This window comes from Variovorax sp. E3, from assembly GCF_016082275.1.
In the GTDB taxonomy this organism is placed as follows: Bacteria; Pseudomonadota; Gammaproteobacteria; order Burkholderiales; family Burkholderiaceae_C; genus Variovorax.
This window is the reverse complement of the sequence record NZ_MOWM01000016.1, coordinates 65,201-74,785: the sequence shown is the minus strand read 5'-3', so window position 1 is coordinate 74,785 and position 9,585 is coordinate 65,201. Positions and strand designations below refer to the sequence as shown.

Here is a 9,585-nt window from a genome sequence, read left to right as displayed (position 1 = left end):
CCGCGACCAAGGCCGCGTTGATCGCGCTCGCGCGCAGCTGGGCGGCCGAGGTGGCGGCCCAGGGCGTGACCGTGAACGTGGTGTCGCCCGGCGCCACGCAGACCACGATGCTGCAGGACCCGGCGCGCGCGGGCAGCGCACCGCGCCTGCCGCCGATCGGCCGGTTGATCCAGCCCGAGGAAATCGCCGCGCTCGTGGCTTCCTGCTGTCGCCGCCGGCCGCGGCCATCACCGGGCAGGACCTTGCCATCTGCGGCGGCGCGTCGCTGCACCGCTGAGCCTTTCCTTTTTCTTCTCTTTCTCTCGTCCTTCAACCCCGATCATGAAAATCGTCAACATCCTCGAGTCCACGCGTCCCATCAAGTCGGACATCCGCAACGCCTACATCGACTTCTCGAAGATGACCCTGAGCCTGGTGGCCGTGGTCACCGACGTGATCCGCGACGGCAAGCCGGTCATCGGCTACGGCTTCAACTCCAACGGCCGCTACGGCCAGGGCGGGCTGATCCGCGAGCGCTTCCTGCCGCGCCTGCTCGAGGCCGAGCCCGCGTCGCTGCTCGACGAGACGGGCGAGAACCTCGACCCGCACAAGATCTGGGCCCGCATGATGATCAACGAGAAGCCCGGCGGCCACGGCGAGCGCTCGGTGGCCGTGGGCACCATCGACATGGCCGTGTGGGACGCCACGGCCAAGATCGCGGGCAAGCCGCTGTACCAGCTGCTGGCCGAGCGCTACGGCACGGGCACGCCGAACCCGCGCGTGTTCGTCTACGCGGCGGGCGGCTACTACTACCCCGGCAAGGGCGTGGAAGGCCTGCAGCGCGAGATGACCAGCTACCTGGAGCGCGGCTACTCGGTGGTGAAGATGAAGATCGGCGGCGCCACGCTGGCCGAGGACTGCGAGCGCATCGAGTCGGTGCTGAAGATCCTCGGCCCGGGCCAGCAGCTGGCGGTCGATGCCAACGGCCGCTTCGACCTGGCCACCGCCGTCGACTACGGCCGCGCGCTGTCGCAGTACCCGCTCTTCTGGTACGAGGAAGCGGGCGATCCGCTCGACTACGAACTGCAGGCCAGGCTGGGCCAGGTGTATGCCGGCCCCATGGCCACGGGCGAGAACCTGTTCTCGATGCAGGACGCGCGCAACCTCATCCGCCACGGCGGCATGCGGCCCGACCGCGACTGGCTGCAGTTCGACTGTGCGCTGAGCTACGGCCTGGTGGAGTACCTGCGCACGCTCGACATGCTCAAGGCCCACGGCTGGTCGCCCTCGCGCTGCATTCCGCACGGCGGCCACCAGATGTCGCTGGCCATTGCGGCGGGCCTCGGGCTCGGCGGCAACGAGAGCTACCCCGACCTGTTCCAGCCCTATGGCGGCTTCCCCGACGGCGTGAAGGTCGACAACGGCTACGTCACGCTGCCGCCGCTGCCGGGCATCGGCTTCGAGGGCAAGGCCGACCTGATCGCGGAAATGCGGGCGCTGGCGGCATAGGCCCCGTGCGCGCCAGGGCGCCGGATTTGCGCGATATGCTGTGAGGGGCCCGCCCGTTGGGCCGGCCCACCGAGATGTCCCGCAAAAATCCAAAGACTTGTTTCGAAAGCAACAAGTTGCAAGCCCCATGAAAATCGCCACCTGGAACGTCAACTCCCTCACCGCGCGCCTGCAGCACGTGCTCGACTGGCTCGCCGCCAACCCGGTCGACGTGCTGTGCCTGCAGGAACTCAAGATGACCGACGACAAGTTCCCGCTCGAGGTGCTCAAGGCGGCCGGCTATGAAGCGGCCGTGTTCGGCCAGAAGACCTACAACGGCGTGGCCATCCTCAGCCTGTCGCCGGTGCGCGACGTGGTGAAGAACATCGGCGGCTTCACCGACGACCAGTCGCGCGTGATCGCGGCCACGGTCGACACGCCCTCGGGTCCGCTGCGCGTGGTCAACGGCTACTTCGTGAACGGCCAGGCGCCGGGCAGCGACAAGTTCGAATACAAGATGAAGTGGCTCGACGCATTGCGCGAGTGGCTGCGCCAGGAAATGGCCGCGAACCCGAACCTGGTGCTGCTGGGCGACTTCAACATCACGCCGGAAGACCGCGACAGCTTCGACCCGGTGGGCCTGAAGGAAACGATCCACCACACGACGGAAGAGCGCAACCATTTCAAGGCGCTGCTGGAGCTGGGCCTGACCGACAGCTTCCGCATGTTCGAGCAGCCCGAGAAAAGCTTTTCGTGGTGGGACTACCGCATGCTGGGCTACCCGAAGAACCGCGGCCTGCGCATCGACCACATCCTGGTGAGCGAGCCGCTGGTGCCGCGCGTGAAGGGCTGCGTGATCGACCGCGTGCCGCGCAAGTGGGAAAAGCCCAGCGACCATGCGCCGGTGGTGGTGGACCTCGACCTGGGCGCCTGAGCCGATGATGAGCGCGAGCGCAGCAGGACAAGCAGCGGCGGCGGGCCCCACCATCGGCCGCCGCCTGGCCCTTGCGGCCCTGGCGGCCACGACGTTCGCGCTGGCGTCGTGCTCGCTGTTCAAGCCCGCGGACAAGGCCGATGAAGGCGACGGCAAGGGCGCGTCGACCACCCCCGCCGGCGAGGCCTCGACCGGCGGCAGCCGCGACGTGCCGACGGTGCGGCTCATCACCGCGCAGACACCCGCCGTGCGGGCCTACCGCAAGATCGGCGCGCGCCACATCTACAACGCATATGCCAAGCGCATCTACAAGGGAAAGATCCCGCCGCTGGTGTATGCCGTGGTGGTGGTCGAGACCGACATCGACGCCAACGGCAAGGTGATGAACGTGACCTTCAGCCGCACGCCCAGCCATGCGCCGGAGGTGGCGCCGATGATCGCGGAGCTGATCAAGGCGACCTCGCCGTTGCCGAACCCGGGCAAGCTCGGCGGCCACACCTATGTCGACACCTGGCTCTGGGACAAGAGCGGCAACTTCCAGATCGACTCGCTGACGCTGGGGCAGCGCAGCCGCTAAAGAAAAAGGCCCGTCAAGGGCCTTTTCATTCGATGCCGAGTTCCTGGATCTTCCGGGTGATGGTGTTGCGCCCGATGCCGAGTTTCTGCGCGGCCTCGATGCGCCGGCCGCGCGTGTTGGCCAGTGCCGTGAGGATGAGCCGCGACTCGAAGCGGCGCGTCAGCACGTCCCACACGTCGGTGCGGCCGGCGGCCAGCAAGGCCTGGGCTTCGGCTTCGAGGCCGCTTTCCCAGTTGCTCACGCCCGCAGAAGAAGTTTCGACGACTTCGGAGGCGACGGCAGGCGGCGCGGCGGCATCGCTGCCCACGGCCACCGGCAACGTGGCCGGGGCGTGCGTAACGACGGCAGCGGGCGCAGCGGCCGCCTCGGGCGCATGGCCCTCGACGCCGACCGCCATCACTTCGGGCGGCAGGTCTTTCGCTTCGATCAGCTGGGCCGGCGCCATCACGGTCAGCCAGTGGCAGATGTTCTCGAGCTGGCGCACGTTGCCGGGGAAGCTGAAGGCCGCGAGCCGGGTCAGCGCCGCATCGGAAATGCGCTTGGGCTCCACGCCGAGCTGGCGCGCGCTCACCTGCAGGAAGTGGCGCGTGAGCGCGGGCACGTCTTCACCGCGTTCGCGCAGCGCCGGCAGGCGCAGGCGGATCACGTTGAGGCGGTGGAACAGGTCTTCGCGAAAGCCGCCGAGCTTGACGCGCTGCTCCAGGTCCTGGTGGGTCGCGGCGATGACGCGCACGTTGGCCTTCACCGAGTTGTGGCCGCCCACGCGGTAGAAGTGCCCGTCGCTCAGCACGCGCAGCAGGCGCGTCTGCAGGTCGAAGGGCATGTCGCCGATTTCGTCGAGGAACAGCGTGCCGCCCTCGGCCTGCTCGAAGCGGCCGCGGCGCATGGTCTGCGCGCCGGTGAAGGCGCCGCGCTCATGGCCGAAGAGTTCGCTCTCGAGCAGGTCCTTGGGAATGGCGGCGGTGTTGATGGCCACGAAGGGGCCGTTGGCGCGCGGCGAGTGCTTGTGCAGCGCGCGCGCCACCAGTTCCTTGCCCGAGCCCGACTCGCCGGTGATGAGCACCGTGACGTTGCTCTGCGAGAGCCGGCCGATGGCGCGGAACACGTCCTGCATGGCGGGCGCCTGGCCCAGCATTTCGGGGGCGGCCACCATGCGCTCTTCGGCCACCTCTTCGCGCTGGCTTTCGTCGACGGCGCGGCGGATGAGCTCGACCGCGCGCGGCAGGTCGAAGGGCTTGGGCAGGTATTCGAAGGCGCCGCCCTGGAAGGCCGAGACGGCGCTGTCCAGGTCGGAGAAGGCCGTCATGATGATGACGGGCAGGCCGGGGTGCTTGGCCTTGATCTTGTCGAGCAGGTCGAGCCCGGAACCGCCGGGCATGCGGATGTCGCTCACCAGGACCTGGGGGCCTTGCTGTTCGTCGTCGTCGGCTTGTTCGAGTGCGGCAAGCACCTCGCGCGTGTTGGTGAAACTGCGCGTGGGCAGGTCTTCGCGCAGCAGAGCTTTCTCGAGCACGAAGCGAATCGATTGGTCGTCATCAACTATCCAGATCGGCTTCATGCATCTCCTCTGTTGCCGGTGGCTGCGCTAGGGCAGCGGTATCAATATCTTGAAATCGGTTCGGCCCGGGACGCTGTCGCACTCGATCACGCCGTGATGCTGTTGCACAAAGGTTTGCGCAAGCGTCAGTCCCAGCCCCGTCCCGCCTTCCCTGCCCGAGACGAGCGGATAGAAGATGCGGTCCTTGATCGTGTCCGGCACACCCGGTCCATTGTCGATGACATGCAATTCCAGTGCCAGTCGATACCACTGCTTGTTGAAGATCACCTGGCGGGCCACGCGGGTCTTGAAAGTGATCTGCGCGTCGCCTGCCGCGCGGCGCTCCGCGAGGGCCTGCGCGGCGTTGTGAACAATGTTGAGCGTGGCCTGGATGAGCTGCTCGCGGTCGCCGCGGAATTCGGGAATCGACACGTCGAAGTCGCGCTCGATGTGCAGGTCGCGCGGAAACTCCGCCAGGATGACCGAACGCACGCGCTCGCACACCTCGTGGATGTTCACGTCGCCCACCACGTGCGGTCGGCGGTGCGGCGCCAGCAGGCGGTCGACCAGCGTCTGCAGCCGGTCGGCCTCGTGGATGATGACCTGGGTGTATTCGATGAGGTCTCGCGACTCGACCTCCATCTGCAGCAGCTGCGCCGCGCCGCGAATGCCGCCCAGCGGGTTCTTGATCTCGTGCGCGAGGTTGCGGATGAGTTCCTTGTTGGCCTGCGCCTGGTCGATCAGGCGCTCTTCGCGGTCTTGCCGCACCTGCTGCTCCAGCGGCGACATCTCGATGATGAGCTCGCCCGCCTTGTCGCCCTGCGCGAGCGTGACCTGCACGGGCATGAGCTCGTGGTTGACGCGGCGCAAAAAGGCTTCGTAGCGCAGCGTGGCGAAGTCGTTGCTGCGGGCACCGTCGATGGCGGTGCGCAGCACCTGCGGCTCATGAAAGCAGGCGCCGAACTGCGAGCCTTCGAGCGTGCGGCGCGAGGTGCCCAGTGCGTCTTCGAGCCCTGCGTTGGCGAACAACACAGACCCGTCGCTGTTGACCACGGCAATCAGCGTGGACAGCAGGTCGAAGGTCTGGAAGCGCGTGTTGGCGCTGACCGCCTTCTTCCCGAATGCCATGAATTCCTTGGTGGCTTGGAGCCTGCTTACTGCGGCTTGGCCGGCAGGCGGCCGATTTCGCGGCGGATGCCGGCGATGTCGCTCTCGTTGCGCGCGAGTTCGGCCTTCATTTCGGCCACGCGGTCGAGGTACTTCTGGTAGTTGCGGCCTTCGCTGCCCTGCTTCTCGGGCTCGCCGTTGTTGTATTCCTTCTGCAGCTCGGCCTGGCGGGCCTCGGCCTTCTTGAGCTCGGACTCGAGCACCGAGCGGGCTTCGCCGTCGCGGGCGCGCTGGTCGACGCCTTCGACGCGCGGGCTGCCGGCCGGGGCACGCGCCGCCGAGGAACCGGAGCCCGACGACGAGGCCGATCCGCCCCCTGAAGACTTCGTGCCCTGCACGACGGTGACGTTGCCGCCTTCCATGACCTTGCAGCCCTTTTGCTGGGCGATGGTGGCGTTGTTCGTGTATTCGTTGCCGCAGCGCCAGACGCGTTCCTGCGCGAGCGCCGGCAACGCGATCAGGAGAGAACCGGCCAGGAAAAAGAGGGAAGCAGCAGTCTTCATGTGTATCGATGGAGGGCGCGAAAAGCGCATTTTGATGCAATTCGACAGCCCCGGAGCCCGGATGTTCCGGCCCAAGGAAAAAGGACGGCCGAGGCCGTCCTTTTGACTTACATGCCCGTCGGGGCTTGCGTTGTCGCCGATTACAGCGAGTAGTACATGTCGAACTCGACGGGGTGCGTCGCCATGCGGAAGCGCGTGACTTCCTGCATCTTCAGTTCGATGTACGCGTCGATGTACGCGTCGGTGAACACGCCGCCCTTGGTCAGGAACGCACGGTCCTTGTCGAGGTATTCCAGGGCCTGGTCCAGGCTGTGGCACACGGTCGGGATCAGCGCGTCTTCTTCCGGCGGCAGGTGGTACAGGTCCTTGCTCGCGGCTTCGCCCGGATGGATCTTGTTTTCCACGCCGTCCAGGCCGGCCATCAGCAGCGCGGCGAAGCCCAGGTACGGGTTCATCAGCGGATCGGGGAAGCGCGCTTCGACGCGGCGACCCTTGGGGTTGGCCACGAACGGAATGCGGATCGAGGCCGAGCGGTTCTTGGCCGAGTAGGCCAGCTTCACCGGGGCTTCGAAGCCGGGGACCAGGCGCTTGTAGCTGTTGGTGCCGGGGTTCGTGATGGCGTTCAGGGCACGGGCGTGCTTGATGATGCCGCCGATGTAGTGCAGCGCGAAGTCCGACAGGCCTGCATAGCCGTCGCCGGCGAACAGGTTCTTGCCGTCCTTCCAGACCGACTGGTGCACGTGCATGCCGGAACCGTTGTCGCCGACGATGGGCTTGGGCATGAAGGTGGCGGTCTTGCCGTAGGCATGGGCCACGTTGTGAATCACGTACTTCTGCAGCTGGACCCAGTCGGCGCGCTGGACCAGCGTGCTGAACTTGGTGCCCAGTTCCATCTGGCCGGCGTTGGCCACTTCATGGTGATGCACTTCGACCGGGATGCCGAGCGATTCGAGCACCAGGCACATTTCCGAGCGCATGTCCTGGAAGCTGTCGACCGGGGGAACCGGGAAGTAGCCGCCCTTGACCGCCGGACGGTGGCCGGTGTTGCCGTGCTCGTATTCCTTGTCGGTGTTCCACGAGGCTTCTTCGGATTCGATCTTCACGAAGCAGCCCGACATGTCGTTCTTCCAGCGAACGCCGTCGAACACGAAGAATTCGGGTTCCGGACCGAAGAAAGCGGTGTCGCCCAGGCCCGAGGCCTTCATGTAGGCTTCGGCGCGCTTGGCGAGCGAACGCGGGTCGCGCTCGTAGGCCTTGCCGTCGGCGGGGTCGATCACGTCGCAGGTCAGGATCAGCGTCGTTTCTTCGAAGAAGGGATCGATGTTGGCGGTGTTCGGGTCGGGCATGAGCTGCATGTCCGAGGCTTCGATTCCCTTCCAACCAGCGATGGACGAGCCGTCGAACGCGTGGCCCGAGGTGAATTTGTCTTCATCGAAATGCGACACGGGCACGGTCACGTGCTGCTCTTTGCCGCGGGTGTCGGTGAAGCGGAAGTCGACGAACTTGACCTCGTTTTCCTTGACGAGCTTGAGTACATCGGCGACGGTCTTTGCCATCAGTTTCTCCTGAGTTGGATGGTGGTTAGGAATACAGGGACGAGGGATGCAGTTTCTGTGCCATTGTCACCTCACTGGATGAGGCCTTGTTCACCAAAGCGAACCACAAATAACCGCAAGAAGTTACCAATTTGGTGCAATTTGATTTAACGCACCAATTCAGGGCCAAGCTTGGCATCAAAGGTGTGCAGCCCCTCGATCAGCTGGGCGTAGGCGGCATCGAGCCGGCCGGGGTCGCCCTTGACGCCCAGCTCGATGTGGCGCCCGTACTGGGGGTGGTCGACGCTGGGCAGGCTGAACACCTTGATGCCGGCGTGCGTGTCCTCGATGGCCTGCATCAGCGGGGTGAGCGTGGCCTCCATGGCACCGAAGACGATCACCGACTTCTCGGCGAGGGCATTGCGGGTGAACAGCTCGGCGTAGCGGGCGTCGAGCACCGATTCGATCATCGGCCAGGCCATGACCGGGAAGCCCGGCACGAAGTGAACGTCGGCCACGCTGAAGCCGGGGATCTTGTTGTACGGGTTGAGGATGAGCGCGGCGCCCTGCGGGAACACGCCCATGTTGAGCCGGTGCACGTTGTCGGAGCGGTCGGGCTCGTAGGGCACGCCCTGCTCGCGCGCGGTGTCCTGCATGCGTTCGCGGATCAGCAGCTCGGCCTGGGGGTGCAGCGCCAGCGGCACGCCCAACGCCTTGGCGGCGCACTGGCGGGTGTGGTCGTCGGGCGTGGCGCCGATGCCGCCGGTCGAAAAGACGATGTCGCCCGAGGCGAAGGCGCGCGCGAGCGCGGCGGTGATGCGCGCGGGCTCGTCGCCCACGTACTCGGCCCAGCTCAGTTGCAGGCCGCGCGCGGCGAGCAGCTCGATGACCTTGGCCATGTGCTTGTCGGCCCGCTTGCCGGAAAGGATCTCGTCGCCGACGACGATGAGACCGAATGCGCGTGTCATGGTGAACCCCATTGAGAAAGAGCGGCCTTGTTGGCTTCCGCGACCTCCGGGGCCGGGGCACCGTCGGCACCCGATGCCGCGGCCACCGCGCGCTGGGCGCGCAGCTGCGCGAGCGCGTCCAGGCAGTAGTGGGCGAACCAGAGCGCCGAGAAGGCGAAGACCAGTGTGTAGATCCAGATGGCGATCGGCACCAGCACGAAGAAAGCGGCGGCGAACAGCAGACCCGAGGCCCAGACGATGCTCGGCGCCGCGCCCAGATAGCCGCACAGCACACCGATGCACAAGAGCGGCAGCCGGTGGGCGCGCAGCAAGGTGGCGCGCTCCTCGGGACTGGCGTGTTCGGCCAGCGCGTCGAAGCTCATCACGCGGTAGGTGAGCCAGCCCCAGATCAGCGGCGGCAAAATGAGCACGAGCGGCGGAATGAGCCACAGCGGCATCGACACCACCAGGGCGATCAGCGCCAGCAGGGTCACGCCGAGCGAGCGCGCCACGCTGCCGAGGAAGGAGGCGCCCTTCTTCTGCTCGAGCGAGGGAAAACGCCGCTGGCCCACGAGCTTCGTGAGCGCCGGCGCCATGAAACCGGCCACGACGAGCAGCGAGATCACCACGATCAGCGGCGTGGCGGCGAACACCACCACGAGCGGCGCCAGCATGGCGGTGACGTCACCCGAGAAGAGCCGCCCGATCCAGGCCCAGAAGCTGGACAAGAGCGGCCACGCATCGAGCGCGCCGCGCGTCCAGGCCACGGCCGCTTCCCAGTAGAAATACCCGAGCCCCGCGGCGAGCAGCACCATCAGCCCCAGGGGCAGCAGCGACAGCACGATCACGCGCGGCAGCATGCAATACGCGACCGCGCGCCAGAAGGAGTCGAGGAGCAGGCGCATGAGGCAGCGAGGA

General features: G+C 66.6%; 9 protein-coding genes and 1 pseudogene. 4 read left to right on the top strand and 6 right to left on the bottom strand.

The genetic code is table 11. The features are described from left to right. The 4 genes and pseudogenes from BMG07_RS08880 to BMG07_RS08865 form a co-directional block, all read left to right on the top strand. Positions 1-277: pseudogene (locus tag BMG07_RS08880) on the top strand (SDR family NAD(P)-dependent oxidoreductase); the annotation flags it as partial. Between the two features lie 44 nt (positions 278-321). Beyond that, a complete protein-coding gene (locus BMG07_RS08875) occupies positions 322-1,488 on the top strand; it encodes a mandelate racemase/muconate lactonizing enzyme family protein (RefSeq protein WP_198084239.1) in 1,167 nt (388 codons plus the stop codon). Between the two features lie 127 nt (positions 1,489-1,615). Continuing rightward, positions 1,616-2,401 carry an exodeoxyribonuclease III gene (xth, locus tag BMG07_RS08870; RefSeq protein WP_198084238.1) on the top strand — a complete coding sequence of 262 codons (786 nt, stop codon included), beginning with the start codon at positions 1,616-1,618 and terminating at the stop codon, positions 2,399-2,401. Between the two features lie 7 nt (positions 2,402-2,408). Further along, positions 2,409-2,978 (top strand): hypothetical protein, encoded by a 570-nt coding sequence (locus BMG07_RS08865; RefSeq protein ID WP_269758776.1) that lies wholly within the window; start codon positions 2,409-2,411, stop codon positions 2,976-2,978. A 25-nt stretch (positions 2,979-3,003) separates the two neighbouring features. Here the strand turns inward: BMG07_RS08865 and ntrC are convergent, their stop codons facing one another. The 6 genes from ntrC to BMG07_RS08835 form a co-directional block, all read right to left on the bottom strand. Beyond that, a complete protein-coding gene (gene ntrC / locus BMG07_RS08860; protein ID WP_198084237.1) occupies positions 3,004-4,536 on the bottom strand; it encodes a nitrogen regulation protein NR(I) in 1,533 nt (510 codons plus the stop codon). A gap of 27 nt (positions 4,537-4,563) precedes the next feature. Beyond that, a complete protein-coding gene (glnL, locus tag BMG07_RS08855; RefSeq protein ID WP_198084236.1) occupies positions 4,564-5,643 on the bottom strand; it encodes a nitrogen regulation protein NR(II) in 1,080 nt (359 codons plus the stop codon). 26 nt (positions 5,644-5,669) lie between these two features. After that, positions 5,670-6,185 (bottom strand): hypothetical protein, encoded by a 516-nt coding sequence (locus tag BMG07_RS08850; RefSeq protein ID WP_198084235.1) that lies wholly within the window; start codon positions 6,183-6,185, stop codon positions 5,670-5,672. A gap of 140 nt (positions 6,186-6,325) precedes the next feature. Next, on the bottom strand, positions 6,326-7,741 hold the full coding sequence (gene glnA, locus BMG07_RS08845) for a type I glutamate--ammonia ligase (protein ID WP_116908082.1): 1,416 nt from the start codon (positions 7,739-7,741) through the stop codon (positions 6,326-6,328). 146 nt (positions 7,742-7,887) lie between these two features. Further along, on the bottom strand, positions 7,888-8,688 hold the full coding sequence (locus BMG07_RS08840) for a molybdopterin-binding protein (protein WP_198084234.1): 801 nt from the start codon (positions 8,686-8,688) through the stop codon (positions 7,888-7,890). Continuing rightward, the gene (locus BMG07_RS08835) at positions 8,685-9,572 is read right to left on the bottom strand and encodes an EI24 domain-containing protein (protein WP_198084233.1); all 888 of its coding nucleotides are present in this window, start codon (positions 9,570-9,572) and stop codon (positions 8,685-8,687) included. The genes BMG07_RS08840 and BMG07_RS08835 overlap by 4 nt, the downstream gene beginning before the upstream one ends. Positions 9,573-9,585 lie beyond the last annotated feature (13 nt).

Coding starts and splice junctions, on each gene's coding strand:
- xth (WP_198084238.1), top strand. CDS start 1,616: ATGAAAATCGCCACCTGGAACGTCAACTCCCTCACCGCGCGCCTGCAG.
- BMG07_RS08875 (WP_198084239.1), top strand. CDS start 322: ATGAAAATCGTCAACATCCTCGAGTCCACGCGTCCCATCAAGTCGGAC.
- glnA (WP_116908082.1), bottom strand. CDS start 7,741: ATGGCAAAGACCGTCGCCGATGTACTCAAGCTCGTCAAGGAAAACGAG.
- ntrC (WP_198084237.1), bottom strand. CDS start 4,536: ATGAAGCCGATCTGGATAGTTGATGACGACCAATCGATTCGCTTCGTG.
- glnL (WP_198084236.1), bottom strand. CDS start 5,643: ATGGCATTCGGGAAGAAGGCGGTCAGCGCCAACACGCGCTTCCAGACC.
- BMG07_RS08850 (WP_198084235.1), bottom strand. CDS start 6,185: ATGAAGACTGCTGCTTCCCTCTTTTTCCTGGCCGGTTCTCTCCTGATC.
- BMG07_RS08840 (WP_198084234.1), bottom strand. CDS start 8,688: ATGACACGCGCATTCGGTCTCATCGTCGTCGGCGACGAGATCCTTTCC.
- BMG07_RS08835 (WP_198084233.1), bottom strand. CDS start 9,572: ATGCGCCTGCTCCTCGACTCCTTCTGGCGCGCGGTCGCGTATTGCATG.
- BMG07_RS08865 (WP_269758776.1), top strand. CDS start 2,409: ATGAGCGCGAGCGCAGCAGGACAAGCAGCGGCGGCGGGCCCCACCATC.